This is a genomic window from Streptomyces purpureus (assembly GCF_014648195.1).
GTDB classification, from domain to species: Bacteria; Actinomycetota; Actinomycetes; order Streptomycetales; family Streptomycetaceae; genus Streptomyces; species Streptomyces purpureus.
In genome coordinates this window covers 64,081-90,116 of the sequence record NZ_BMQQ01000019.1, presented here as the reverse complement: position 1 = coordinate 90,116, position 26,036 = coordinate 64,081, and the positions used below count along the sequence as shown (strand labels likewise).

At 68.2% G+C, this 26,036-nt stretch carries 17 protein-coding genes and 1 pseudogene; 10 read left to right on the top strand and 8 right to left on the bottom strand.

Annotated features, from left to right (window positions below):
• Positions 1-156 precede the first annotated feature (156 nt).
• The 3 genes and pseudogenes from IEZ01_RS23005 to IEZ01_RS22995 all read left to right on the top strand — a co-directional run.
• Positions 157-432: a hypothetical protein gene (locus IEZ01_RS23005; RefSeq protein WP_189203525.1), complete on the top strand. Its 276-nt coding sequence runs from the start codon at positions 157-159 to the stop codon at positions 430-432.
• A gap of 740 nt (positions 433-1,172) precedes the next feature.
• Positions 1,173-6,056: a hypothetical protein gene (locus IEZ01_RS23000; protein WP_189203523.1), complete on the top strand. Its 4,884-nt coding sequence runs from the start codon at positions 1,173-1,175 to the stop codon at positions 6,054-6,056.
• 188 nt (positions 6,057-6,244) lie between these two features.
• Positions 6,245-6,559, top strand: a pseudogene (locus IEZ01_RS22995) (transposase); the annotation flags it as partial.
• A 158-nt stretch (positions 6,560-6,717) separates the two neighbouring features.
• On the opposite strand, the gene IEZ01_RS22990 reads toward IEZ01_RS22995, so the two are convergent.
• The 3 genes from IEZ01_RS22990 to IEZ01_RS22980 all read right to left on the bottom strand — a co-directional run bounded on the left by IEZ01_RS22990 (position 6,718) and on the right by IEZ01_RS22980 (position 11,003).
• The gene (locus tag IEZ01_RS22990; protein ID WP_189203518.1) at positions 6,718-8,991 is read right to left on the bottom strand and encodes an ATP-binding protein; all 2,274 of its coding nucleotides are present in this window, start codon (positions 8,989-8,991) and stop codon (positions 6,718-6,720) included.
• Between the two features lie 192 nt (positions 8,992-9,183).
• Positions 9,184-9,723, bottom strand: coding sequence for a GNAT family N-acetyltransferase (locus IEZ01_RS22985; RefSeq protein ID WP_189203516.1), 540 nt, complete (start codon positions 9,721-9,723; stop codon positions 9,184-9,186).
• Complete coding sequence (locus IEZ01_RS22980) at positions 9,720-11,003, bottom strand: NsdA family TPR-like regulatory protein (RefSeq protein ID WP_189203514.1); 1,284 nt, start codon at positions 11,001-11,003, stop codon at positions 9,720-9,722. The genes IEZ01_RS22985 and IEZ01_RS22980 overlap by 4 nt, the downstream gene beginning before the upstream one ends.
• A 240-nt stretch (positions 11,004-11,243) precedes the next feature.
• Here IEZ01_RS22980 and IEZ01_RS22975 point away from each other — a divergent pair, with 240 nt between their 5' ends.
• The 7 genes from IEZ01_RS22975 to IEZ01_RS22945 all read left to right on the top strand — a co-directional run bounded on the left by IEZ01_RS22975 (position 11,244) and on the right by IEZ01_RS22945 (position 20,246).
• Complete coding sequence (locus IEZ01_RS22975; RefSeq protein ID WP_189203512.1) at positions 11,244-11,690, top strand: ATP-binding protein; 447 nt, start codon at positions 11,244-11,246, stop codon at positions 11,688-11,690.
• 227 nt (positions 11,691-11,917) lie between these two features.
• On the top strand, positions 11,918-12,106 hold the full coding sequence (locus IEZ01_RS22970; protein ID WP_189203510.1) for a hypothetical protein: 189 nt from the start codon (positions 11,918-11,920) through the stop codon (positions 12,104-12,106).
• 189 nt (positions 12,107-12,295) lie between these two features.
• Positions 12,296-12,475 carry an FxLD family lanthipeptide gene (locus IEZ01_RS22965; RefSeq protein WP_189203508.1) on the top strand — a complete coding sequence of 60 codons (180 nt, stop codon included), beginning with the start codon at positions 12,296-12,298 and terminating at the stop codon, positions 12,473-12,475.
• A 217-nt stretch (positions 12,476-12,692) separates the two neighbouring features.
• On the top strand, positions 12,693-15,647 hold the full coding sequence (locus IEZ01_RS22960) for a lantibiotic dehydratase (protein WP_189203506.1): 2,955 nt from the start codon (positions 12,693-12,695) through the stop codon (positions 15,645-15,647).
• Complete coding sequence (locus IEZ01_RS22955) at positions 15,644-16,918, top strand: lanthionine synthetase C family protein (protein WP_189203504.1); 1,275 nt, start codon at positions 15,644-15,646, stop codon at positions 16,916-16,918. The genes IEZ01_RS22960 and IEZ01_RS22955 overlap by 4 nt, the downstream gene beginning before the upstream one ends.
• A gap of 21 nt (positions 16,919-16,939) precedes the next feature.
• Positions 16,940-19,021: a methyltransferase, FxLD system gene (fxlM, locus tag IEZ01_RS22950; protein WP_189203502.1), complete on the top strand. Its 2,082-nt coding sequence runs from the start codon at positions 16,940-16,942 to the stop codon at positions 19,019-19,021.
• An 88-nt stretch (positions 19,022-19,109) separates the two neighbouring features.
• Positions 19,110-20,246, top strand: a complete 1,137-nt coding sequence (locus tag IEZ01_RS22945) for a hypothetical protein (protein ID WP_189203500.1) — start codon at positions 19,110-19,112, stop codon at positions 20,244-20,246.
• Between the two features lie 71 nt (positions 20,247-20,317).
• On the opposite strand, the gene IEZ01_RS22940 is transcribed toward IEZ01_RS22945, so the two are convergent.
• The 5 genes from IEZ01_RS22940 to IEZ01_RS22920 all read right to left on the bottom strand — a co-directional run bounded on the left by IEZ01_RS22940 (position 20,318) and on the right by IEZ01_RS22920 (position 25,951).
• A complete protein-coding gene (locus tag IEZ01_RS22940; RefSeq protein WP_189203499.1) occupies positions 20,318-22,033 on the bottom strand; it encodes a relaxase/mobilization nuclease domain-containing protein in 1,716 nt (571 codons plus the stop codon).
• The gene (locus IEZ01_RS22935; RefSeq protein ID WP_189203497.1) at positions 22,030-22,677 is read right to left on the bottom strand and encodes a MobC family plasmid mobilization relaxosome protein; all 648 of its coding nucleotides are present in this window, start codon (positions 22,675-22,677) and stop codon (positions 22,030-22,032) included. The genes IEZ01_RS22940 and IEZ01_RS22935 overlap by 4 nt, the downstream gene beginning before the upstream one ends.
• A gap of 196 nt (positions 22,678-22,873) precedes the next feature.
• On the bottom strand, positions 22,874-23,683 hold the full coding sequence (locus IEZ01_RS22930) for a DUF2637 domain-containing protein (RefSeq protein ID WP_189203494.1): 810 nt from the start codon (positions 23,681-23,683) through the stop codon (positions 22,874-22,876).
• 523 nt (positions 23,684-24,206) lie between these two features.
• The gene (locus tag IEZ01_RS22925; RefSeq protein ID WP_189203492.1) at positions 24,207-25,493 is read right to left on the bottom strand and encodes a DUF3631 domain-containing protein; all 1,287 of its coding nucleotides are present in this window, start codon (positions 25,491-25,493) and stop codon (positions 24,207-24,209) included.
• 227 nt (positions 25,494-25,720) lie between these two features.
• Complete coding sequence (locus tag IEZ01_RS22920; protein WP_189203491.1) at positions 25,721-25,951, bottom strand: hypothetical protein; 231 nt, start codon at positions 25,949-25,951, stop codon at positions 25,721-25,723.
• Positions 25,952-26,036 lie beyond the last annotated feature (85 nt).

Genomic DNA, 26,036 nt, shown 5'->3' with positions numbered 1-26,036 from the left:
CGGAGAGTGATGTTCCGTGCTCCGCTTCAGCGAGACAGCCCTGTCGCGGCTGCGGGGGCGACTTGTGCGACGGACACGTCTTCCTCGGACCGGAGCCTGGTCGGCTGTGCCGCAGCAACTTCTGTGACGACTGGATCAAGGCCAGGACGAAGTCAGATGATGCCGAGAACACGCAATTTCATGATTTGCGTCGTACGGGCAACCCTCGCGCTCAGCGTGACCGGGGCCACGATTCCGATCACCGTGCAGGGCAGCCAGCAACTGCAGACGACGTTCGGCGCGGACGTCCTGACCGGCAGCCCGCCCGCGCTGTGCATCATCACTGCGGTCGAACTTCCCCCTGCCGGTGACGCTTCCCTCCGCGCTGGGCTGAAACGGCGTCCGGAAACGCACCTCACGGGCGACGCAATTGTCAGATGTCCGGAGAGGTGATCACCTCTCCGGTAGGAAGGCCGTGATGGCGGTGCGCCGTGGCAGACCGTCTCCGTTTCGGAAGTCATCACCCAGGACGGCTTGCGCCGGGCGGCTTGCGAAGTCGTCGAGGCTGCGGAAGGCGTTCTCGGCATCTCGGACGGGAGATCGTCGCACTATCCCACCCCAGGCTTGATAGGCGCAAAGTTACCCTGAGTCACTCATCGTGTCGTTCCCATCAGGTTCCCGTCTGGGACAAAAACGACCCTCCGTGGCACTCACGGAGGGTCGATATGTCCCATTACCTGGTACTTTCTGGTGCCCCCGGCAGGATTCGAACCTGCGACACCCGCTTTAGGAGTGGGATCGAATCTGTGATCGGGAGTGATCATCCATGCCGGGTGGTGCTGTCTGTGCAGGTCAGCGCCACCTGGCCTTACGCCCGCCCCTGCTCCCTGACACCGAATGCCGCTCCGTCCGCGCACGCATCGCGCACGCATTCGGTCGTGTGACCAACCGTTCTCCAGCCCGAGAGGGCGCCCCTACCGTCGCGTGGCAGTCGACTGAAGGCGGGACTACCTCCTATCGCCGTACCCATCTGCGATGTCATTGGTGCGCCATATGATGCAGAGATGGTGGGGCGTGACGGAGCGGAACAGGTGGCCAGCCCGTACTCGACTGGTGGCGGTGGCACGGTCTTGGAGCACCGTTTCGGTGCTGTCCTACTGGCTCACCTTCTCCTAGGCGATCCAGTACCGGCTTTGGGCGACGAAGTGACGCCGGTGGAAGTGCGCTTTCAGGACAGTCATTTCAGTGCCGTAGACGACCTGATCGTCGTCGGCAACACAGCCGACGGAGCGCAGCGGCGGTTGTCGATCGGAGTGCGTAGGGCCCCGAGCTTCGTAACCAGCGACGATTCCACAGCGGACCTACTTGTGTCCTACCTGCGGGTTGTTACCGACCATTGGGACGAGGCCAGTACGGGACGCTGGCGCCTGGCAGTTGCAGTGGCCAGTCCCAATCCGGCCGTACAACAGGTGCGTGAGCTGGCTGTGATCGCTCATGGGCAGCCCGATGAGGAGTCGTTCCGCGTAGCCGTAGAACAGGCGGGACGTACGAGCAACGCTGTTCGCACGCGATTGACTCATCTGGATGCGTTGATCGCTAAGGCGGCTGCCAGCCCGAAGGTACGTACCGAGACACCTGACGCGGAGCTGACCTGGCGAGTCCTGCACGTGCTCTGGTTGTGGGAGCTGAGGCTGGAGGGAGCCGACGAGTCCGACCGCACAGCGGTGGTGGGGCGTCTGCGGGGTATCGTTCCCGACTCCTCCGTAGAGGGTGCCGACGCACTGTTCGAAGCGCTGGGCAGGCTCTCTCAAGGGTACGCCCCGGCAGCGGCCACTGTCACCGAGAGCATGCTGCGAAGGCAGCTTTCCGGGGCTGCGGCTCTTGACCGCTCCCCGTCCTACCCCGCAGCGTGGCGTGTCCTCGACGCCTTGTCGGAGACGGCTGAGAATCTCGTACGGTTCCGGTTGACCGGCGCGGGCGAGAACCTTGAGTTGGAGCGCGTCGAGGCCGGAAGCGCCCTGGCTGCCGAAGCAAGAGCGGTCGCATTGCAGGCGACCGCACTGATCGTTCACGGTGAGCCTGATGCTGGCAAGTCGGCCCTGGCCTTGCGTACCGCGGGCCAGCTGCGAGCCGACGGGGTCGCAGTCACAGTGCTGAACCTGCGAGAGATTCCCGCGACCCTGGTGGAATTCGAGACGCTGCTCGGTGCCCGCCTCGCAGTGGTGCTCGGTGCCTCGGCGATCGGTACGGGGCGCCTGCTGGTCGTTGATGGCGCGGAGTCGGTGCTGGAAGGCCGTGCCCGGTTGCTCTCCGACCTTGCACGGGCGGCCATAACCGCCGGGCTTGGCGTGGTGGCGGTAACCCGCACTGATGGTTCAGGAGCCGCACGTGATGTCCTCATGCAGGCAGCGGAAAGTGTGGAGCGGCACGGCGAGGTCATCGAGAACCTCGTTCGTGAGCATGAGGTCCCTCGGCTGACCTCGGTTGAGATCACGCAGTTGGTTGAGGTCTTTCCACAACTGCAGCGGTGGGCCAGTGACGAGCGGGCGCAGTGGTTGCTGGGCAGGCCAGGTCTGGTTGACATGTTGCTGCGTGCAGGTCCGAGCGTGGCGGCCCCTCAAGGAGTGGCGTCGGAGGCCGACCTGTTCGCTGCCGTCTGGGGGCACTTGGTGCGCCGCGGAGAGATGGTGGTGGCAGGAGGGCCCTCACCTGACGCTCGTGATCAATCTCTTCGTGCACTGGCCAGGCGCCAGCTGCTTCCGCAAGAGAACTCTGCGCCACCTGATTCAGCCGCGTTGCCTTCCCTGCGTTCCGACGGTTTGCTGGCGCCGCTGAACGCGACCAGTGCCTGGAACCCGTCCGATCGATTTGCCAGCGATCTCGTGCGAGACATGGCAATGGTGCGGCTGCTCGTCACGGACGGCTTCGATCTCCTCTCAGCTGCCGATGCGCCGCGCTGGGCGCTACGTGCCGCACGTGTCGCATGCCAGGCCCAGCTACTCACTACTGCTGACGTCAGGCGGTCACTTGCACACCTACGCGCCGTCTTTGATCAGATCGCGGTTGACCACGGCGAGCGGTGGTCGGATGTGCCGTGGGAGGCAGTGCTCACCCTTGGTACAGCCGGCGAGATCCTCGGCCGGGCATGGCCCGAGTTGCAGAAGGACCGGCAAGCCGGATTGCGTACAACGATTCGGTTGGCCATGCAGCGCTACGCGTCCCATGACGTCGGCGACCCGGTGGTGCTTGCGCCGCTGGTCGAGTTGACCTTCTGCCGCGAACACGATGCCGACTCCGATGACAGCTCCCGGGCTAGCTTTGACATGAGTCGCGCCATCCGCGAACTGGTGCTGGCCTGGCTGCGCGGACTGGTGAGAGCTGAGGTGGGTGTATCCATCCCAATTCGGCAGACGGTGAGGGACCGCATCCTCGCAGCCGAGCCAGAGCATTGGGACGAATTTGCTGTGGAAGCATTGGCACTGCTTGGCCCAGATCTCGATGGACGGGCCGAGGCGTTCCTCAGGGGAATTGCTGACGACGGTGGTGCACGTCTTGACCCTGTCGTGGAGAATTTCTGGCCCGTGACGGGCTTGGCTAGGCATCAGCCGGATCTGCTCTTGGTCTTTGCTGAGTCCTATTACATCGAACGATACGACTCCGAGGCGGCTAAATACGGCGGGTTTCGTTCGTACCCGTTTGATGATGGCATCCGGCACCACCGCGCTCGTGGAGGCATCACTGAACGGATGGCAGGTTGGTACCACGGCCCCTTCTGGCAGCTGCTGAAGGCCCGCACCGTGCCGACGCTGGCGTTGATCAACCGGATGCTCGACCATGCGGCGGCCATCCGGGTCGGAGGCCACGATAGCCACGTTCAGATTCCCGAAGATGAGCTGACCGGCGTGGATCTGGATCTGCCGGGGGTCGGTGTCAGGCACTGCGTCGGGGACGAACACGTATGGGCCTGGTATCGAGGGTCGTCAGTCGGCCCGTACCCGTGCATGAGTGCGCTGCTCGCGGTTGAGCGCCTCGCGGACCAGCTTGTGGCCATCGCTGGTATCCCGATGGCTCGGGTTATGCAGTTGCTGTTGCGTGACTGCAACAACCTGGCCATGCCTGGCCTCGTGGTCGGGTTCCTTGTGCGGCATCTGGAGCAGGCAGGTGATCTGCTGGATCCTTGGATGCGGGACCCAGACGTATGGCATCTGGAATTCGCGCGAGTCGCTGGTGAAGGAGTGCTGTACGTACAAGGCCCGGACGAGCCTGACCTTGTGGGGCGCTCTCGCCGTCGAAGCAATCTGCGTGACGTCGCCGCCGAACTCACCATCCGAGCGACCCTCTCCGGTGATCAGAACCGGCTGAACGAGCTCGCGGCCACAGGCGAGGAACTCATCCGTCGTGCCGAGGAACTGGTCGCTGACTCCCAGGGCGGCGCGGATGCTGATCGGATGCTCACCTCAGTACGGGGATGGGCGGCGACATTCAGTCCGGAGAATTTTCATCCGGAATCTGATGAGTCTGGCAACTTGATCGTGCAGTATCAGCACCCCGAGCCGCTGGCGACTCGCATGCAGCCCGAAGCCGAGATGTTCGACCGTGCCGGCCAGGCGTTGCGCTTGCAGAACACCTACGCCAGATCCGCAGATCGCGTTGCCTCGGTTGACACTCTTCTGGCTGACATCGCCTTGGCGCGATCCCTGGGCGACGACCCACCCAGTCCTGCTCTCAACCGCCTTGACCCGATCGCTGCCGTCGCTGCTGCCGCAGCCGTCGCACACGCCCGCGGACGGATCCAGGTGCCGGTTGACGACTTGCGTTGGGCGACGGATGCCCTGATCGAGGCGATCGCCGAACCGAGTCGGGCTGAGTACGTCGCTTCTTCCTTCTACTCGGTGGGTGCTGATCGATCTGCGGCGACTGGACTACCGGCACTCCTGGCCGTGGCATCTGATGACGTCGACCTCGATCGGCAGGCAATCATCGGTGCCTTGGACCGCTGCACCACGAACCACTTCGACGAGGTGCGCATCGCGTTTGCCCTGGCTGTCGAACGTGTCTGGGACGCGCCGTGCGACGCTGACCAGCAGTCGAGCCCGTGCCGCCACCAAGTAGTGCTCAACGTCGTGCGGGCGGGACTGCAGGACTGTCGCCTTGGCGACTGGGACCCCACCACTGGTGTACTCGGCCGTCCCCGTCTCGACGGTCCTTACGAGCAGACGTTGCCCGAGGTCGAGACGGAGCGGCTCTATCTGACGTCACTGATTCCGCCACTAATTGCTGCCGGTTCAGCGTCCCTCAGCAACAGTTGTGCGGCAGATCAGGCGGACGGACTTGCTGAAGTCCTGCTTGACGCCCACGCCCGCGCCGCCGACCACTGGGCGAGGGAAGGGTACGAGAACCGGCACAGCCGGCAGAGCGCTCGCGTCATCGTTGCCCTGGCGCTCAGGGGTAACACCGAGCCGCTCAAAGCACATGTACAGCGCTTTGCTGCCAATGGTCGCGCCCTGCACGATTTCCTCCATGACCTCACCGTGCTGTTCACCTATGACGATGACCTACGCCCGGCCCTTCTGGACATATGGTCCGTCGTCATGGAGACCGCCCTCGATGCCATCGGCGACGGCACTGAACTACGCACCGATCACCACTGGGGCGACTACGCACTGGGGGCGCTACTACCTGCTCCCGAGATCGACATGAGCGACACCGACATCGACGCGACCCTAGATCGCGCCCGAGAAGGCTGGCTACACCCCGACAGCCTCGCTGGCCTCGTGGATCGTTGGATAGGGATCGCCCGGCAGGAACCCAAGGCCCTCGACGCACTCGCGAAGCTTGGCAAGTGCGCTCCGCTGGATTGGCAGCGAGGCAGGGGGCTCGACTTGGCGGAGCGATTGGTCGACGATAACTATGGCGTCATCGCCAACAAGTGCTGGTACGTCACCGACTGGCTCAAGACACTTCACTCACGCGATGAAATGCTGCCGGCCCATATTGCACGGTGGCGACGCCTCGTCGACGGGTTGGCGGCAGCAGGTGACCACCGAGCAGCCACCCTGCAACTAATCGAAGAGTGAGGTGTTTCAGAGTGGCCACTGATTCCTAAGAGCTCGTAACACGATCTTGTTGAAGTGCCCTGGTCGGGCGTGACCGGTGTGATGATTCGGCCCTTCGCGATGTGTGAATACTCGGCCGTGGATCGTGGACGATGACCTGTGGGCGTTGATCGAGCCGTTGCTGCCGCCCTGGCCGGAGAAGTCGCCGGGCGCGGCCAGTGGCAGACCGGCTGTGTCTGCAGGGCGTCCTGTACGTCCTCCACAACGACATAGCCTGGCAACTCCTGCCCCTGGAGCTGGGGTTCGGCTCCGGACAGACCTGCTGGCGACGCCTGGATCGCTGGCAGCGGGCCGGGGCCTTCGAGCAACTACACCGCGTCCTGCTCGCCGAGCTGAATGCGGCCGGCGAACTCGACTGGTCCCGTGCCTGCGTGGACGGCTCCCACATCCGCGCGAAAAAGGGGGAGCCGACACCGGCCCGTCCCCGGTCGACCGGCGGAAGACGGGCAGCAAGCATCACCTAATGGTGACTCACGGGGCCGGTGAAACCTGAAGCACCACTAACGGCCTTGTACATGAGGGGCCGTTGAGCGGTGGTGCGTGTCTGACTGCGTGATAGCGCCACGAGCAGGGCGGCCTCGGCCGCCCGAGCCCGAGCCGCCGGGGCCGCCGTCAAGCGGCCTCAGGTGGCATCGGGAGTGAGCGTGGCCATCATGCGGGCCACGCCCTCCCTCTCGGCCGCCGTCGGCCCGGTCGAACGGGCGGGCGCAGGGCGTCTCGGGGTCCTCGGGGCGCTGAGAGACGATGCCGATGCCTCCACGAGAGCGCGGACCTTGGCGAACATCTCCTCGTCAAGCCGGTAAAGGTCCCCATCCCCGGATTCGTAATGACGGAAGATGGCCTCCATTTCGGTCAGGTCATACCTGGACCCGTCACCGTGTTCCATCCAGCTCTCCAGAGCCCATTCGGCGTAATCGTCCATTCGACCTACGACATACTCATGCGCCTCTTCGCCTTTTTCGAAATCCGTCAGTAGTGAGGCAAAATCCAGGGCGTCGCTCAAGGATCGCCAATCCGGAAGATCGAACTCCATGATCCATTCGGCTGCCTGGTCGACTGCTTGCGGGAAGAATTCTCTGAGATCCTGCCTCTTTGAATCGCCGAGAAAGCTGAGAATGTCCTGAACCGTCTGTGGATCCCATGCCTCGCTGATCGCGCTATGTTCGCTGATGCTCCGCCACCCAATGTCATGCACGCGCTCGGACGACACGGCGGTTCCCAGCTTCATGCAGAGTAGGGCCCGATGGGCGTTGTCATGCGCGGAGTGGTGACCTTCCACCACGACGGTATCCGCCCGGAAGGCAAGCTCCGCACTCCGTTCCAACTCCGGCATGCAGCGCATCAGGGCTTGCAGCACCTGCTCCGCGTTGCGGGAGGAGAGCATGGACCATAGCGACTCGACCTGCTCGAAGAGCCGGAGGCGACCGACGAAGTCCTTCATCTCGGAGTGATCGGAAGAGATGAAATCGCGCATGTAGTCACGCACGGAGGGGTTATGGAACTCCACGAACACCACTTCTCCGTGACGCACACTCCTGAGCATCGTCCCGTCCAGCACCTTCAGTGCATTGTGCAGGTCCCGGAGTGCACCCCCCGACGAAGCCCAGACGCTTTCGAGCGTATCCATCCGGATACCGGACAGGAAGGACAGTTGCGTTTTAAGCAGGAGGGTGTCAGATGCGCCGATTTGGTGGTTGACGATGTGGCCCCAAACGCGGCCGGGGTCATTCAGGTTCGCAACCATTTCGGTCGCGATGCGCTTCCCAGTGGTCCCGAATGCTACAGCCTCGGACAGCGTCGCGGCGATGACGCGCGGATTGAAATTCTCGTGCTGGACAATGGGTGCGTACGCATCTGGAGATGCGAATATTGACTTCGTGCGGGCCGGAAGGCTGGAGGCGGAGACGTGATTGTAGAGGATTGACGCCCTCGCCCCGTACGTGTAATCGGCCACATCGAGCACGCACGTCTGGACATCGAAACGGTGCCTGTCGAGGCGCTCGTACCTCTGTCTGGCCTGCGCGAGAATATACTCCCGCGTGGTGAGCACAAACCTCTTGTTGGGGGAGTTCGTCGCCCGTTGCATCAGAGATATGAGGCGGCCGTCCTCGTTCTTCCCCAGCTTTTCGTCGATCGCGGTCTGTCCCAGAAAATCGTCGTAGTAGAAAAGTTGAGGGACGTCGGGGTCCCATAGTGCATTTGCTTCCTCCGCGTCTTCTGAGATCTCTATGATGTCGTACCCGTGACTCGCGTAGTGGGCACACAGCACATGGCTGAGCGTGGTCTTACCTACTCCCGGAGCCCCGGCGACCACGCACACGTGCCGATCGTCAAGAAGTCGCAGCGCTTCCCCGAGGCTGCCGTTGTCGGCGTACGTGCGCAGTGTGGCCTTGACTGCGTCAGCAAGGGCGTGTGAACGAGTGACGATGCTCTTGGACATGAGGGAGTTGAGTACCGAAGCACTCGTGAGCCAGAGTCGCAGATGCCGCCTGACCACCTGATCGTGCTTGCGGAGAAGCGCATCGATGTCATCTTTGCCGTAGATGTCGCTCGGTGACCTGACGAACGGCTGCAGCATTTCGTAGAGCTTGTCCTTGGCGGCACGGCTGAGCTCGACCGATGTGGCAAGGACATAGCGCCCTGGCTTGAGATGGGCGAGCTTGGGGGCCTCGGCCTTCCGCATGTGGGCCAGCAGCTTGGCTCGGCCGGACCGGTGGAAGTGCTTGCACTGCACGATGAGGGCGGGATCGTCTCCCTGCATATGCCGCAGATCCACGCCTCCGTCCGGCCCGGAGGTGAAGATCTCCAGCTGAACGCCGAATTCCAGCTCGAGGAGGTCCTTGCACACGGCCTCGAAGTCGAAGTCCGTCAGCCTGCCCACGTCGAACGTTTCCATGGTCCCGCCCCCTGCCTGATCTTCCGCGGGCCGGGCCACTAGCCAGGGCTGCGGGCCCCGAAGTCACGCTGAACGGGGCGTGGATCAGCATTCCATGAGTCGCGATGCCGTGCGTGCGACTGGCGCTGGCCAGGGCTTTGTATATGGCAGAGCAGTCGTGTCGTTCGAAGACGGCGGGGTCGTAAGCGCCGATCAGCGAATGACGCGGATCATCACGGTGAGGATCGGCGAGGCCGGTGACGGCAGGCTCTGCCCGATGTCCTTGTACCCCCACGACTTGTAGAGCGCGTGAACCTTCCCGTCCCCGGCAGCCGAGTTGACCATGAGCGTCACGTACGGCTCGTCGCGTGCGGCGAGGAGGGCGTCGTGGATGCGCTGGGCGGTGCCGGTCTTCCGCCAGGCTGGCCGTACGCCGATCTCCTTCAGGGCCACCGCCGGACGCTCGGTGTACTTCTCCGCCGGCGTCGGGCTGGTGCGCTGCCAGTAGCGGTCGCCGTGCTCGATGGTGTTGCCGTAGGCGTAGCCGACCGGGTGTCCGTCCGCGTACGCGAGGACGGCTGTGAAGCCCGGCTCGGTGCTGTGTCGGTCCAGGCGTTCGCCGAACGCGGTGACGGCGTAGTTCGGCAGGTGGAGGAGCGGGGCGCGCACGTCGGCGTACACGTCGAGGAGGTCGCCGCGGACAGTGTCGAGGGTGGTGAACGTGCGCAGTTCGATGGGGGGCGCCGTGGTCATGCGGCCATCCTCCAGGTGGCGGCGTGCTCGGTCCAGGTCTGCACGGTGGAGCTGCCCGGTGCGGTGGCGCGCAGTGCGGCCCCGAACTCCTGCAGCATGCGTGTGACCCGGGCGTGCTGGGTGGCGGCGTCGGCGGGGACCTTCATCGCGGTGGCTGTGGCGGCGTCGGGGGCGCCCTGGGCGAGCTGGGCGTGGGCGAGCCGGGTGGTGGTGATGGCGCGGGAACGGATCATGTGGGGCCGGAGGGCGGACAGGCAGCGGTGGGCGTGGTACTCGGCGGTCGAGTAGTCGCCGAGCGCCAAGTGCGCGGAGAGGGCCAGGGAGTCCAGTTCGGCCTGGTCGTAGAAGGCGAGCATCCATACCGGGCGGTAGTCGGCGGGGTCGGCGCGCAGCATGGCGTCCTGGGCCTGCTCGAAGGCGCGGCGGGTGCCGGTGCGGTCCTGCGCTGTGCCGTGGATGGCGCCCTGGCGGGCCAGGCCGAGGGAGGCGAACAGGGGGTCTCGGCGGGTGAGGTGAAGGTTGCGGGCGACGTCGTTGGCGGCGAGTGCGTCGGCGGGGCGGCCCATGTGGCGGTACATGGTGCCCGCGTGGCTCCAGATGCGGAACTTGATGGCCTGGTCGCCGGACATCTCGGCGAGGGCCTGGGCCTCACGCATGTGCGCCTTGGCGACGTCGTAGCGGCGGCCATCGATGGCGGCCCACATGGCGGAGGAGCGGAAGGCGGCTGCGGAGGCGTAGAGGTTGCTGCGTACGCGCTGGGTGGCGCTGCCGGCGTTCTGGAGGTTGAGTGCCTCGTCGGCGAGGGCGGCGGCCCGCTGTTCGATGCCGAGTTGTCCGCCGTGGCGGTGGTCGCTGGCGATGATCTCGGCGAAGCGCTTGTTGAGGCGGTTGACGTCGCTCATGCCGATACGGCGCGGCGATGCGGTGCCGGGTGCGGCTGCTGCGGCGGCAGCCGCCGCGATGCTGCCGACGAGGGTACGGCGCTTCATGTCGGGGTCCTCCTGCTGCGGTGGGGCCGGGGTGGACGAAGGCCGGCTCCGTGGCACGAACCCTAAGGCGACGGCGGGTAGTCCGGTGACGTCCTCAAGTGCCTTGCGGGCGGCTGACTTTGGCCACGTGACCCGGCCCGCTTTCCATGCTCGGACCGATGAGCCGTCGAGTCCTCCAGGGTGTCCGGTCAACCGTTCAATGGCGCTGTTCACGGCCTCGGCGAGGCTGTTGGAGCTGTAGCCGTGTTCGGTCATCCACGCCTCAAGAACGGTGTTGCGGGTGGTGTCCATGCGGGCACGGTAGTCCGCGCGATCCCCACCCGCCAGGTAAAGGGCAGGTCAAAACGCCCTAGGCGGGTCCGTCGGCTGAGCGCCTGAACGCCCTAACCAACCTGCTGGGAAAGGGAGTTGTCTGGGTGCTGGTCGCCCGCCACGCCCACCGTGCGGGCGGCTGTTGACGGCCCGGCCCGCCCCTGAGGTTCCCCCGCGGGGGCGGGCCGGGCGCCGAGACGACACGAAGGCTCCACCCCAATGACGAGTCTGAGAAGACCACTTGAGGCCCTCTCCGTCGGCCACCCCACGTACAGCCAGACCTTCCCGTGCGAGCCGTCCACGGCCGAGCTCGGCCGCGAACTCGTCCGAGACGTCCTCGGTGTGTGGCACCTCGACGGCCTCGCCGACCGTGCCGCGCTGATCGTCACGGAGCTGATCGCGAACGCCTCCAGGCACACTCCGTGTCCCGAGATCCGCCTCACGGTTGGGCGGCCGAGCGCGACACGACTGCGTGTCGGGGTCGTGGACCAGGAACCAGCGCGTCTGCCCATACTCAGCCAGGCGGCTGCCGACGACGAGTCGGGGCGCGGGCTGCTCCTCGTCGATGCTGTCGCCGACCGCTGGGGCTACGACCTCCAGGGCTCGGGCAGACGCCCTTGGGGCAAAGAGGTCTGGGCGGAACTCCGTACCGAGGCCGGCAAGTGAGCATCCCGGCCACGGCACCCTCGCCCCTTCCGGATCTGGCCCGACTCCGGCCCCGCCAGCAGATGGCCATGGACTGCGCCCTCTGCGCCCGGCCACTGGGAGCGAGCGGTCGACGACTGGGCGAGATACGCCACCGGGGCCTGCCGTTCCAGCTCTGGGCCTGCGCTCCCAACTGCCAGGCCGCCAGATCGGCTATCCCGACCAGCTGAGAAAGGGGACGTTCTTCCATGGAGTGGCCGTGGATCACCGGTGACTGCTGGCTCGGCTGCGGGCGTACCGGCGTCCTGGTGATCTGGCTCGGTCCGGTGCAGTGGGACGGGCAGCACGCTCCCTTCCACACGTGCGAGCCGTGCCTCGATCGTCTCAAGGCCCAGGCACTCGCCTACTTCATGGAGCGACGACCGGCATCCGCTTGATCAGAATCCCGGCACATGACTTCCCGGCGTGAGGCAGGCACCCCGCGAGGACTTCCTACGCGGAGTACGTCCCCTCCTTCCGGGCGGCCAGGCGCCGTCCGGTGAGCAGCCGTCCGGCAACGCTCCCGCGGCGGCACCTGGTGGGCGCTCCAGCCCAGTAACACCACAACGATTACGAGGAGTTGAAGCATGACACGCAGCACCGTAGTTACCGGCCGCACCGAAGTACGCCCGCACATCCCTGGGGCATCGGACGGCTTCGACCTGGACGTCTCCCTCGTCGAGATCGCCGACCCGGCGGGCCTGGTCAACCTCACCGACGACAACTGCGGATCCACCTGCGGCGCCTGCACCACCAACGTCGCCTGACCGGACCCCAGATCACCCCTGTCTGGTGCCGCCGCGTCTCCGCGCGGCGGCACCAGCCGCCCGTCCCCTCGCCTTACGGAGGTACTCGGTGGTTGCTCCGCCCGCAGCGTTCCGCACCGGTTCCACCGCTCTCGTGCGCGCCGTGGCCCGGCCCTCGCTCCCGTTCCCTCCATGCCCTGACCTCGATGACCGCTCGCCCAGTGGTGCGTCTGCCCGTGTGGCGTGGCTCCGCGCGGTCTGGGCGAACAAGGATGTCGCCGAGGCACTCCAGCACTCCAGCCCCGTCCTGGCCATGCAGGTACGGGCCCTGTGTACGGTCGAGCACCCCGCCCTCCGTGATGTGCAGCGCGCGGCGCTGTCCGTGGCCCGCTACCTGCTGCGGGCTCAGCACCGGGCGACCCCCTTCGGCCTGTTCGCCGGCGTGGCCACCGCGGAGTTCGGCCCGCAGGTGCGGTCCGACTGGGGCGAAGAGCACATGGCCGTCGGCCGCGCCGGCGCACAGTGGCTGGCTGCCGTGGTCGAGCGGTTGGAGTCGTCCCCGGACCTCCTCGAACGACTGCCCGTCGTCATGAACAACACCGTGACGTTCCGCGGAGACCGCCTCATCGTGCCGTTCCAGCCCGACGTCTACGACGACCGGACTCGCGCGGTCGAGGCGTCTCTGGCCCTGACCGGACCTGTGCGTGCGGTCCTTGCCGCGACCCGACTGCCGATCCGGTTCGCCACCCTCGTGGACAAGCTCCAGGCGGAGTTCCCCGAGGCCGGTCCCAAGAAGGCGCGTCAACTGCTGACGGAACTGATCCGGCGGCGGGTGCTGATCACGTGCCTGCACGCTCCGAGCACCGAGACCGATGCCCTCGGGTATCTGGTGGGCCAGCTCGACGTCGTCGACGCCGGAAGCCTCGCCTCGGTCGCGGAGACCGTGCGCGAACTCCACGCGGTCCGGGCGGGCATGAAGGAATGTGCCACGCACGGCGGCCGGGACAGCGTCGCGGCGCGGATGCGAGACCTCGTCCCTGGCCTGCGCCGCCACCCCGTCGCGCTCGACCTCCGCCTGGACGCACAGATCGTTCTGCCGGAAGCGGTCGCCCGAGAGATCGAGCGCGCCGCTCTCATCCTGACCCGCTTGAGCAGCCGTCCGTACGGGACCGCCGCCTGGAACGAGTACCACCAGCGGTTCTACGAGCGGTACGGCATCGGCACGATGGTGCCGCTCATGGAGGCCGTGGCGGACAGCGGCACCGGCTATCCCGGCGGCTACCCAGGCGCTCCGGCCGGCGCACGCAGGCCCCGCGTCTCCGCTCGCGATGACGCGCTCGTACGACTGGCTCAGGCCGCCGCGCTCGACGGCCGTGACGAAGTGATCCTCACGGACGAACAGATCGAGGCCCTGGACGTGGGTCCCGACGAGCTCCGGCCGCCGCCGCACTTGGAGATCGGCGTACGGGTACATGCGGCCAGCCTGGAAGAGTTGCAGCGCGGGCACTTCCGGCTGGAGGTCGCGAGCGTGTCCCGTGGTGCCGGCGTCTCCACGGGCCGATTCCTCAGCGTGCTAACCCCCACCGCCCGCGAGGCCCTGGTCGCGGAGCTTTCCGACCTCGCGGCAGCCGACGGCAACACCATGCCCGCGCAGCTCTCTTTCCCGCCCCTGCTCCCCGAGAGTACCCACATCACCCGCTCCCCACAGGTCTTACCCACAGTGATCAGCCTCCAGGAGCACCGCGCCCAGCAGGACACCGTCCTCACCCCGGAGGACTTGGCTGTGGGGTGCGACGGCCGCCGCATGTACCTCGCCGTCCCCGAGCGAGGCCACCGTGTTGAGGCCGTCGGGATGCATGCGCTGAACCTGCGCACCCACACCCCGCCACTGGTGCGGTTCCTCACCGAACTGTCCCGCGCCCAGTGCGCGCAGGTCACCGTCTTCGACTGGGGCGCCGCAGCTGCGATGCCGTTCCTTCCACGTCTGCGGTACGGCCGGACCGTGCTGGCCCCGGCGCGCTGGCGGCTGGAAGCGTCCGAACTGCTCGGCCATGCCCGCCCTCGGGCCGAGTGGGAAGCCGCGCTCAGCGACTGGCGTGCCCGGCGGAGGCTGCCGCGCCACGTCTACCTCGTAGAGGACGACCGGCGCCTCTTCCTCGACCTCGACGAGGCCAGCCACCGCGCGCTCCTGCGCAGACACCTCGACCATTCGCGCCTGGCCGTGCTCGTCGAGGCCCCGGAACCGGAGGCGTACGGCTGGTGCGGTGGGCGAGCCCACGAGGTCGTAGTGCCCCTCAAAGCAACCGGGCCGTCGGCATGGCCGCCACTGCCGGCCCCCAGCCGGGCCCGTGCCCTGTCTGCGGCCCAGATGCAGACGCCTGCCGCTTCCTCGGTTCTTCTGGCCGCCCTGTACGGCGACCCCCGCCGCCAAGACGTCTTGCTCTCCCGGCACGTGCCCGCCCTCCTCGAACAGCTCGGCAACCCGCCGTGGTGGTTCATCCGCTTCCGCGACCCGGACCAACACCTCCGCGTACGCATCGCCCTCCCCGACCCGCAAGCCTTCGCCGACACGGCCCGAACGGTGAGCGCCTGGGCCGACCAGCTACGAAGCGTCGGCCTGCTGGCCGACCTGCGCTATCCCACCTCCTACCGCGAGATGGGCCGCTGGGGCTCCGGCACCGCATGGGAGGCGGCCGAGGAGGTGTTCCGGGCGGACTCGCGCGCTGTCCTGGCCCAACTTGCCCAGCCACGCCGTCCGGGCCAGCGCACGCTGGTGGCGGCCCACACGGTCGCCATCACCTCCGCGTTCCTCGGCACCACCGAGGCTGGAATGCAGTGGCTGATCGACCATGTCTCTCCGACCGCCCCCGTGCCCGTTCCGCGCCCCCAGTTCAGCGACGCCGTACGGCTCGCCGACCCGAGCGACGACTGGTCGGCCTTGCGCAGGGTCCCAGGCGGAGACGCCATCGTGTCCGGATGGGCCGACCGGGAAGCGGCACTCGCCGCGTACCGGCCGCACCTGCCCGGCCCGGACACCCAGGGCATCGCCGTCGACGACGTCCTGACCTCCCTGCTGCACGTCCACTTCGTGCGCCACGTCTCCGTGAACTTCCCGGAGGAAGAGGTGTGCCACTACCTGGCGCGCGCCGCCGCCCTGTCCTGGACCGCCCGCACCAAGAGGACGGCGTCGTGACCCCCCACCCCGCGCTCGGCCTGGTCGAGGCCATCGCCGCCCAGCTCGCCGATCCCGACACCGTGCCCCTCGGCTCCAGAACGCTGTCCTGGGACCGGCAGCATCTCGCTTACGGCCCGCCCGGCATCGCGCTCCTGCACATCGAGCTGGCCGCGAACGGCCTCGGCCCGTGGCACCGCGCCCACGACTGGCTCGCCGCCGCCTCCCGACAGCCGCTCACCAGCGGCCCGGACAGTCACCCCTTCTACGGAGTGCCTGCCTTCGCCCACGCCCTGTCCTGTGCCGCCGACCACCTGCCCGGCTCCTACCAGCGCGCTCTCGACGCGTTGGACGCCCAGATCGCAGTCGACGTCGGACGCCGTCTCGACGCGGCACACCGCCGCATCGACGCCGGACGCCTGCCGCAGCTCGCCGAGTTCGACGCCATCCGGGGCCTCACCGGATACGGCGCCTACCTACTGCGCCGAAGCCCCGGCAGCTCCACGACGCGCGCCGTTCTCGACTACTGCGTGCGCCTCACCGAACCGATCACCCACCACGGCGAGAGCCTGCCGGGCTGGTGGGCGGAGACCGGGCCCTCGGGCAGCCCAGACGACCGTTTCCACGGCGGGCACGCCAACACCGGTATGGCGCACGGCATCGGCGGCGTGCTCGCGCTCCTGGCCCTCGCCGCCCGGAACGGCTCCGTCACCGATGGGCACCACGCAGCACTACACACCACCTTGGCCTGGCTGGACCGCTGGAAGGAGGAGGCCGACGGCGGACCGGTCTGGCCGTACTGGGTCACTCAGACAGAGCTGCGAAGCGGGAGTCTCGCCCCGTCCGCGCCCCGGCGGCCGTCCTGGTGCTACGGCACCGCCGGCCTCGCCCGCGCCCAGCAACTTGCCGCGCTGGCCCTCGGCGACACCCGCCGCCAGATCGACGCGGAGAACGCGCTCGTGGCCACCCTCACCGCTCCCGAGCAGCTGAAGGCCACGACGGACAACGGCCTCTGCCACGGGTTCGCCGGCCTCGCCCATGCTGCCGCGCGTACGGCTGACGACGCTCACCCCTCGACCGCGGGGAAACTCCGAGCCGTGATCCCGGCCCTCCTGGCTGCGGTCATCCCAAGGGGCACCGACCCCGAACTCATGGTCACGGCGCTCATACACGAGGAGGAAGGCGGTCCCGGCTTACTCGACGGCGCCGCTGGCATAGCCCTGGCCCTTCTCGCGCCCATCACCGCCGCACCACCCCGGTCCGCCTGGGACGCCTGCCTCCTCATCGCTTGATCCACCGACCGAAGGACCTCTATGCCTCCCGACCGCTGGCAGCAGCACAACATCACCTTCGTCGACCGCGAGATTGCCCGGCGCACCATTGCCGAACGCCTCGGCCCCACCTTGATCGAGGCAGAGGCCGACGGGCAGCTCACCGGCTGGTGGTTCATGAGCAAGCAGCCCTGGCCGCTGCGTTACCTCGCGGACAAGCCCTCACCAGCCATTGAGTCGCTCCTGAGCGATCTCGTCGGCGACGGCGTGGCTGTGTCGTGCCTGCCCTGCGTCTACGAGCCCGAGACCGACGCGTTCGGAGGCCCGGAGGCCATGGACGCAGCCCACGAACTGTTCCACAGCGATTCCCGCCACCTGCTCACCTACCAGCCGAGCCCGATGCACTTGGGACGCGGGGAGACCGCCGTCCTGCTGGCGAGCGTCATGATGCGCGGTGCCGGACTCGACTGGTTCGAACAGGGCGACGTATGGGCGAAGGTCGCGGCCTTTCGACCGACCGCCGCTCCACAGCCGCCCGAACGAGCCGCCGAACTGGTTCCGGCCATGCGCAAGCTCATGACCGCCGACGCCCACAGCCTCTGCCGCCCGAGTGGCCCACTCCACGCGCACGAGGAATGGGCGACCGCCTTCGAACGGGCCGGCGCCACGCTCGCAGACCTCGCAACCCGCGGCGCCCTCACCCGCGGCCTGCGAGCCGTCATCGCCCACCACGTGATCTTCCACGCCAACCGCGCCGGTCTCCTCCGGGACGATCAAAGCGCCCTGTCCCACATCGCACGAGAGGTAGTCATGGGAACGAGTGACCACACCGAGTCGCCCACCGAGGCAACAGCCGACATCGATAGCGTCAGCGCGGTGAACACCGACACAATCACCACCCCCACGGCAGACGCCGAGCGCCTCCGCAACGCCTTGGTCGACCAGCTTCGCGCGGACGGACACGCCCGCACGCCTGCGGTCGAGACCGCGTTGCGGACCGTGCCCCGCCATGTGTTCGTGCCCGATGCATCGCTCGAAGATGCCTACGCCAACGCACCGGTGCACATCAAGTACGACACCGACGGCACATCGATCGCCTGCGCCTCCCAGCCGGGCGTCGTCGCCCTCATGCTGGACCAGCTCGACGCCCAGCCCGGCGAGCGCGTCCTCGAACTCGGCGCCGGCACCGGCTACAACGCCGGTCTGCTCGCCCACCTGGTCGGCGAGAACGGACACGTGACCACCCTCGACGTCGACGACGACCTCGCGGAGGGCGCCCGCGCGCACCTCGCCGCCGCCGGGATCACCAATGCCGAGGCAGTGACCCGTGATGGAGCCCTCGGCTATGCCGAGGGAGCGCCGTACGACCGGATCATCGCCACCGTCGGCGCGCACGGCGTGCCGCACGCCTGGCTGCAGCAGCTCGCCCCTGGCGGCCGGCTCCTCGTCCCTCAGCGCCTGAAGGGCACCGTCTCCCGTTCCATCGCCTACGAGCAGCGCGATGGCCGATGGGTGTCCCTCGGCAGCGAGATGAACACCTTCATGCCGCTGAGGCGGGGCATCGCCGACGACGACCGCCGCGTCATCCCGCTCAGCGCGGACGGCACCGTCCGGCTTCAGGCCCCCGCCGGGCAGCACATCGACACCGACGCCCTTGCCGGTGTGCTGGAGCAGTCCCGCACCGAGGAATGGACGGGCATGACGGTCCAAGCCATGGAGTCGCCGGAGTGGATGGAACTGTTCGTCACCTGCTCCCTTCCCTCCGGCCTGATCCGGATGCTGTTCCCTCAGCGCGCCAAGGGCACTCTGCTCACCGAGGATCCCTACCCCTCGTCGACCGCCGTCGTCGACAAGGGCGCCGTCACCTACCTGGCGCGGCGGCTGTCGGAGAAGAGGACCCCCGAGGGCGGAAAACTCTGGGAGTTCGGCGTCATCGGCCACGGTCCCGGCAGCGACGAACTGGCCGCGAAGGTCGCCGACGCCATCCGCACCTGGGACCGCGAATACCGCAGCCGCGAAGCCTCGTTCGAAATCCAGCCCCTCGACGCCCCCAGCATCGAGCAGCGCCCCGGCCTCTTCGCTCTCGACACCCCGCTGAACCGCATCGTCGTCGACTGGCAGTGACGCCCCACGTGTAGCGGACGGTGCCCGCCGACGTACGGCCGGCGGGCACCGTCGCCTCACCAGTTCTCACTTATGCCTGGGGGGACCCATGGACCCGCACGGACCCACAGCCCAACGCTTCCCGCTCGTTGCCCGCTTCCGGCCCGCCTGCCTGCCCCTGCCCGAGCGTGTGCGCGCTCTCGTCGACCTGGCCGACACCGCGGTGAACAAGACCGACCAAGGGCTCGCATCAGCCGTCTACAACCAGGCCGCGCTCATAGCCTCCGATCTCGACCTTCCCGACCTCGCACGCCAGATGTGCCACCAGCACGCCGCCGCCTACCTCCACGCCTGCCCCCTGCCCGGCATGAGCGCAATCCGAGGGCTGGAACCAGTCGTCAACCTCGCCCGCCTCCAGATCCGCGCGGGCCGCGGCGATGAAGGCCGCCAGCGACTGCTCGACCTGTATGGAGCCGTCGAGGCGGGCGTAGATGCTCAGTTCGAGGGCGTCGCGGTACCGGCGGTCCTCACTGCGACCGACGAGGACCGCCACGAGGTCCGTACGTGGCTGTGGCGCGTGCTCCTCGCCGACGGCACGCGCACACTCACCACCAAGGGACGCTGGGCCGAGGCTCTGACGCACATCGAAACTCACCGAGGCGTAGGCAAGCGGATGCTCGACGGACGCCAAGTCGCCATACTCGCCGCTCTCGTTGAGGGCGACACGGCACGAGCCGCCTTCCTCCTCGCCGACACGATGCCTGGCGATCCGTGGGAGCAAGCCGTTACGGCATGCCTGACCGTGCTGTGCCGCCGCGCCGCCGGGCAGACGGTCGACGACCACGTGGCGGACCTGGCGGCCGCCTATCTTGAGCGCCGGTCTGAACCTGGGATGACTGTCTTCGATGCCCGGCTCGGCCTTACCGTCCTCGACGCGATCGGTTCCGCTGATTCGCCCGCCGCGCACTGCATCGTCGAGGACCTCCACCGCAGGACGACGGAGGCCGAAGACGGCTACGCGGCCCGCGAGAACCTGGCGCACCCTCTGTTCACCGCGATCGCCACGGACCTGCAAGCACAGGACTGCCGCGCACTGGTGCGTTCCTGCGCCCTCGGGGCAGGGACCATGCCGGACGAGCTGAAGGGAGAGCTGACGGCGGCACTCCGCGCCAGCGACAGCGTGATCCGGGAAAGCCTTGCATGGCCTTCAAATCTCGGACCTGCATGCCCTACGGAGAGAACCTGATGGACGCACGAACCTGGGAGCTCGTCGAAGGGCTGGAGCTACGTGCCCCCAGGTTGTCCACAAGGTCGTGATCAGCGCCGTCGTGTGCGCTGCGGTTGTGGAGCTGGGACGGCGGGTGCCAGGTGGGCCGGGGCGGTGGGGCGCTGTGTGGTGCTTCGGGCCTGTGCTGCTTGAGCCTGTGCGGCGCGGGCTTGTGCGCTGGGTGCCGGCCGTGCGCTGAGGCGTTGGATGCGCCAGGTCAGGACTCGTGCGGGGCGGCGGGCGTCGTCCAGGGCGCGCTGGTCGGCCGCATGCGTAAGCAGCCGTTCCGGGTCGTGTCCGGCTGTCTCTGCCTCGGCGAGGGCGGTGGTGAGGGCCGCGAAAGCGGGGTCTTCGATGATCTGCTCCGCGTGCTCGGGCACGACCTGGCGTAGGCGGCGGATGTGCCGGTCCACGGTCTGCTGGGGCGGCTGGCGCTGCGCGAGAGCGGCCAGCGGTGCGGTGGCTGCTTGGTCGTAGGCGGCCTGGAGGTGGAGCAGGGTCTGCTGGGCGGCGGCGACTTGTTGGTCGTGGTGGCGGAGCTGGTGCCAGCGGGCGACGGCGATGACGACGAGGATTGCGGCGTCCAGGAACATCGACAGGATGGCGCCGTCCTTGGGGGTGGGCTCGCGGACCATCGCCCGCACGGCGCCGCGCAGTGCGCGGGCGTGTTGGTGTTCGGCCTGGATGCGGGAGCGAGTGGCACGCTCGAACGCGGTTGCTGCCTCACGGAGTTGGGGCCGCAGTGCCTGGGGTGCGAGGAGGGGGAGGGCGTCGAGGGCTTCGCCGAAGGCGCCGAGGTGGGCTTGGGAGGCTTCGTCGTCTGTCTGGTCGAGGTGGTGGGGGATGCGTTCGGCTGCGGCGGTGGCCTGGTGCCAGGGGTTGGGCCTGCGTCGGCCCGGCTGCCCAGCGGGCTGCGGGTCGATGTTTTCCAGGCGCTTGCGGATCTTGGGGAAGGACAGGTCGGGGGCGAGTTCGGAGCCGGAGAACCAGACGGGCTCCTTGCCGGCGGTAGTGGTGTCTTCGGCGGCGACCTTGTAACCGCGTACATCGCCGGAGGGGAAGTACACGACTTCCACGAGCACGTCGTCGATGTGGCTGAGCAGGTGGACGAACTCCTCCATGCTGGAGGCGGCTGCCACGGCGGTGCGCACGGTGGTGCGCAGCCGTTCGCGGGCGGGCTTGTCCTGGCCGGCGCGGCGGGCCTTCTCCTGCTCGGCGCGGGTGGGCCGCTTGGCGGCGGTGCGGTCCCCGCGGACCACTTGGAGCATGCCGTATTCCTTCTCGATGGCGGCGAGTTCACGGTCGGCGGTGTGGTAGTCGTTCCAGTGGCGGGCGGTGCGCAGATCCGCCCGGACCTTGGTGGCGGCGATGTGGATGTGGTCGGAGGCGTGGCGGACGGCGACCCAGCGGCATCCGTCCGGATCGCCGTCGGGCGCGATGCCGGTGGCCGCCACAACTCGGCGGGCGATGTCAGCCCACTCCTCGTCGCTGAGGATGCGGTCTTCGGGGGCGGCACGGAGCGAGCAGTGCCACACGTGCTGCTCGGGCGCGCGGCCCAGCCGCCGGGCCTGCTTGACGTGCAGGTCGAGGTCGGCGACGAGGATCTTCCTGGTGGCGTCGGGGTCGTCACTGCGGCCGGGGTCGGGGGCGAAGCCGTCCCAGGAGGCGACCAGGTGCGGGTCGGTGTGGTCCTTGGCCTTCTTCGTGTCGAACAGGTACCGGATCAATCCGGCGGTCTCCTTACCACTGCTGATCTTCGCGATCACCGGACCGCCTTCGTGGCGACGGCTTGGTTCGCGGCGGACGCGATGTGGCGGATCGTGGCGCCGACTGCGGTCAGGGTGCGTTCGGCCTGGGCCAGGACGGCGGTGTCCCCAGGCTGTGAATGACCGCCGGAGTTGAGCTTCTTGGCGATCTGGTTGATGTTGTGGCCGATCTTGGCGACCTCGCCACGGAGGGCGGTCAGTTCGTCTATGTAGTCGTCGAGTTCGGTTCGTTGGCCGGGCAGGCCGAGATCACCGTGGACGTGGGCCATGACGACGGCGCCGACGTAGTGGGCACCGGCGATGTTCAGCGAGCGAGCCTCACGGAGGATTTCGGCCTTCTCGTCGACGCTGTAGCGCACATCGACGCGTTCTTTGCGTTGCACGGCTTCGCGCTGGCGGCGGCGGGCGACGCGGTGCAGCGCGGCGGCGTCGGCGGCACGCTGCAGCTGGGCGGCGGCGGTGCCTGCGGGCTGTTTCCTCTCGGGCGCCCCCTGGTGCCCGAGCCCGTCCGCCACCCCCGGGGCGGAGGGATCCCCGTTGAGCCGGCCCTTGGACGGTCCAGCGGGATACCTTGCTGGCGTTGTGGCTGGGGTGGTGGTCATCTTCTGTTCGCTGGTGGGGAGTTCGTGGGTCGGCTTGCGCATGGGTGTTTCTCCGTGGGGTGTTGGTGGCCGGTCAGTGACTGAGCACGCTCGTCCCATGCCTGGTCAGGGCAAGGACGGGAGGGGCGGCGATGTCAGGTGGACTCGTAGCGGCTCGGGCACTCGTCCCCGCGCTGGCCTGCGCGGGGACGAAGGGTGCGGGTCATGCGGGAAGGGTGATGGGAGCGGCTGCGGTGACTCAGTAGGCGTCAGCGGGGGCCTTGTCGCGTTCGGCCTGCCGCTGAGAGGCGGCCTCGTCGAGCTCGCCCTGCAGGACGTCCTTGATCGTTTCCGCGTCGGCCCTGCTGATGGACAGGCCCTTGCCGCGGATCGTCGCTTCGATGTGGCGGCGCGAGGCGCGGCCTCCACGCCCCAGCGGCGCGGTGCGGGCGATCGCGAGGTACTCGTCGGACACAGCGGGGGGCTTCTGCGCCACCTCGGCAGGCCCCTGCGCCACGTCGCCCTGGCCGTCTGCCACGTCGAGGCCGGCTGGCTCCGGCAGACCGGGGTGGTGTTCCGGAAGTGCAGCGGGCCGTGCGCCGACGGTGAGGTTGTGGCCGTGGTTGGCTGCGTGGTGGCGTTCGGTGGGCTTGGCAACGAGCTGGTGGATCTGCCGCATCAGGACACCGAAGGCCAGTAGCGCGGCAGTCGGGGGAACTGCGGCGACCACGTAGTCGAGGTGGGAGACAGCGGTGGCGTTCCCTGTACGGCTGACTCCGGCGACGTTGAGCGCGATGGAGCCGACTGATCCGGTGGCCGTGAGGCCGATGGCCCACCAGTCCGGTACCCGGCGCAGGCCCGCACGGAGCATCAGCAACTCGCCCGCGACGATGAAGGCGTCCAGGGTCGCCGGCCAGGCCCACTGGCGGACCGGGGAGCCTCCCAGCCCGTGCTGCCCGGCGACCTCGGCGAGGTGCGCGTACGAGAGCCAGAACCCTCCGGCGGTGAGGGCGATGATGACGAATCCCGCCGCGCCGAGTGCATACCGCTCGGCGGCGCGCTTGGTCATCACTTGCCGCCCCTGAGCGTGTCGTAGGACCGGGTGCAGCTGGTTGTGGCGAGGGTGCGGATCGCGGCGCGTTCCGCGCTAGGCGCTCGATGTGCGGTGGTTCGGTCTGTGGTTACAGCGAGGGTGGTCACGCGGGATACTCCTGCGGTGGTGGCGTGGTCCGTCTTTGCCGTCCTGGCCGTTGCAAGCGCAGGTCAGGGCCGGTACGGCAGGGGTGGCAGCGTTTCCGTCTTGGTGGCCCGCAGCCTTGGTGCGGCTGCGGCTGCGGCTGCGGCTGCGGCGCGGTGGCCGTGGACGGATCGGATCCGTCTTGCCGTCCCAGCCGCATGTGCTGTGACCTGCGGTGATACGGCGGGGACGCCCGGGACGGCACGAGACGGATCGGGGCGGCGTCCTGTTGGTGGCAGCGTGGTCTTCATGATCGCGCTGCCGTCTTGCCTCCGGTTTCCGTCCCGGCCGCATGCCGTTTGACCTGCGGGATCACGGCAGGGACGGCAGGGACGGTCACCGGGGGACGCGGGGCTCAGCCCGAGGGGGAGGCGGCGGGCTCGGCGTTCACTGAGTGAACGGTCGGGCAGTAGCGGCGCCATGCGTCGAGGAATTTGTTGCGTGTGTAGCCCTTGCGCTGGGTGCCGTCGGCGAGGCGGACGTTGCCGGGCCGGATGTCGAAGTCGCGCAGCAGCGAGCCGAGCTCACGCGGGCTCAATCCGTTGCGACCCCACTCCGCCCAGGGGCCTTCCAGGTCCTGGCGCAGATGGTGCAGGAGTTCGTCCGTGGAGAGGCTGTCGACCTCACGCTGGGCGACGAAGACCCGCCGGATGTCGGCCAGGATCCGCGCCGAGCTGGGGTGATCCTCCTCGGCCGCCACTTCGGCCGCCACCATCTGCGCGCACGCCGCGCGGGCGAGGCGGGGCCAGGGCCCGGCGGCGAGATCGGCGACGATCACCAGGGGCTCCCAGGTATCGGCGGCACGGTCCTCCACCGGCATCGCCGGTTCCAGGTCGGCGGCCTCGTCGAGCAGCGGCCGTGTCCACGCGGCGATGCGGTCGCGCAGGTCGTGGAGGGCGGGGGTGTCGCGGCGGGAGCGGAAGGGCTTGACACTCTCGCCCTCGGCCCGGCGGCGCATGCGGATGACCACCGACCGGTCCATGATCGTGTCGGGCAGGTCGCCGATCCCCGCTAGCGCGGCCATGGCGAAGGTGGCGAACCGGTGCGGGGTGTGGTCGTTGCCGACGACGCGGGTGACGTACCGGTTGCGCTGGTGGCCGGCGTTGAGCAGGCCACGCATCTCCTCGTTCTTCTCCGCCTGCTTCGGCGTGCCGAAGATGGTGTCCGCCTCGTCCACCAGCAGGGTGGGCGGCTCGTCGGTGATGGAGCGGAAGATTGCCGCGGGCGTGGTGTTGATGGTGAGCATCGGCTCGTGGACCGTCTCGGTGAGCACGTCCAGGAGCCGTGACTTGCCGCACCGCTTCGCCGGCCCCACCACCGCCAGGCGTGGGGCGTGCTGCCACGCGGGCTGCAGATGCGTCGCCGCGACCCACAGCGTGACCGCGTCCAGCGCCTGCTGGGAGGGCAGGATCACGAACTGTGCTACCTGGGCACGCAGTTCGTTCAGTAGCTCGGAGCCGTACGTCGGCTCCGGGTCCAGCGCCGCCTCCTCGGCGGGCTGAGCCGCCGGAACCGTGTCCGGCGCGCTGTCGTCAGCTGCCGGGGCGGCTTCGGGCGCGTGGCCGGGTCGGCCGGGTACGGCGACCGTCGGCCATGCGGCTTTGCCGGGTGCGGAATGCGGCTCGGGTGTCGTAGGTTGCACAGGGCAGCTCCTTATCCGGTGACGTCGGGCATGCAGGCCCGACTCACGCAGGTCGTTCGTTGGAATGCGGGCAGTGGAGTGTGCGGAGCCTCCGGCGTTGGCGCGCCGGGGGCTTTCTCGCTTCCTTGGCCGGGGCGAGGGAACACGGACAGTACGTCCGCGCCGGGCCACAGTCCAGCGCTTCTGTGTCAGCTCAGCACAGAAGCGTCTGCTACGGGCTCGGGTGGTCATGCGGCCAGGCCGAGCAGGTTCAACAGGTCGGCAGTCACGACGCGGTACGCCTTGCCCAGCCGCAGGACCTTGCACGGGTACTGGCCGCGCTTGGCCAGCTCGTAGCCCTTGCTCCGGCCCAGTCCCAGCGCCCGGTTGCCGGTGTCCAGGTCAACCGCGGCGGGCAGGGCCAGCAGCTCCTCCCGCGTCATGCCCTTGGGGTGCTCGGCGGTGTCGTTGTTGCGCATGCAGTGCTCCGTTCGTGAGTGAGCCCTCGGCGAACGCGGCATCACGTCCGGCTCCAGGCGATCACTAACCATCATCGGGAAGCTA

What these genes read in the sequence shown, in the direction of transcription:
- IEZ01_RS22975 (WP_189203512.1), top strand. Translation starts at nt 11,244, where the DNA reads ATGACGAGTCTGAGAAGACCACTTGAGGCCCTCTCCGTCGGCCACCCC.
- IEZ01_RS22935 (WP_189203497.1), bottom strand. Translation starts at nt 22,677, where the DNA reads ATGCGCAAGCCGACCCACGAACTCCCCACCAGCGAACAGAAGATGACC.
- IEZ01_RS22970 (WP_189203510.1), top strand. Translation starts at nt 11,918, where the DNA reads ATGGAGTGGCCGTGGATCACCGGTGACTGCTGGCTCGGCTGCGGGCGT.
- IEZ01_RS22990 (WP_189203518.1), bottom strand. Translation starts at nt 8,991, where the DNA reads ATGGAAACGTTCGACGTGGGCAGGCTGACGGACTTCGACTTCGAGGCC.
- IEZ01_RS22965 (WP_189203508.1), top strand. Translation starts at nt 12,296, where the DNA reads ATGACACGCAGCACCGTAGTTACCGGCCGCACCGAAGTACGCCCGCAC.
- fxlM (WP_189203502.1), top strand. Translation starts at nt 16,940, where the DNA reads ATGCCTCCCGACCGCTGGCAGCAGCACAACATCACCTTCGTCGACCGC.
- IEZ01_RS22930 (WP_189203494.1), bottom strand. Translation starts at nt 23,683, where the DNA reads ATGACCAAGCGCGCCGCCGAGCGGTATGCACTCGGCGCGGCGGGATTC.
- IEZ01_RS22985 (WP_189203516.1), bottom strand. Translation starts at nt 9,723, where the DNA reads ATGACCACGGCGCCCCCCATCGAACTGCGCACGTTCACCACCCTCGAC.
- IEZ01_RS22920 (WP_189203491.1), bottom strand. Translation starts at nt 25,951, where the DNA reads ATGCGCAACAACGACACCGCCGAGCACCCCAAGGGCATGACGCGGGAG.
- IEZ01_RS22980 (WP_189203514.1), bottom strand. Translation starts at nt 11,003, where the DNA reads ATGGACACCACCCGCAACACCGTTCTTGAGGCGTGGATGACCGAACAC.
- IEZ01_RS23005 (WP_189203525.1), top strand. Translation starts at nt 157, where the DNA reads ATGATGCCGAGAACACGCAATTTCATGATTTGCGTCGTACGGGCAACC.
- IEZ01_RS22945 (WP_189203500.1), top strand. Translation starts at nt 19,110, where the DNA reads ATGGACCCGCACGGACCCACAGCCCAACGCTTCCCGCTCGTTGCCCGC.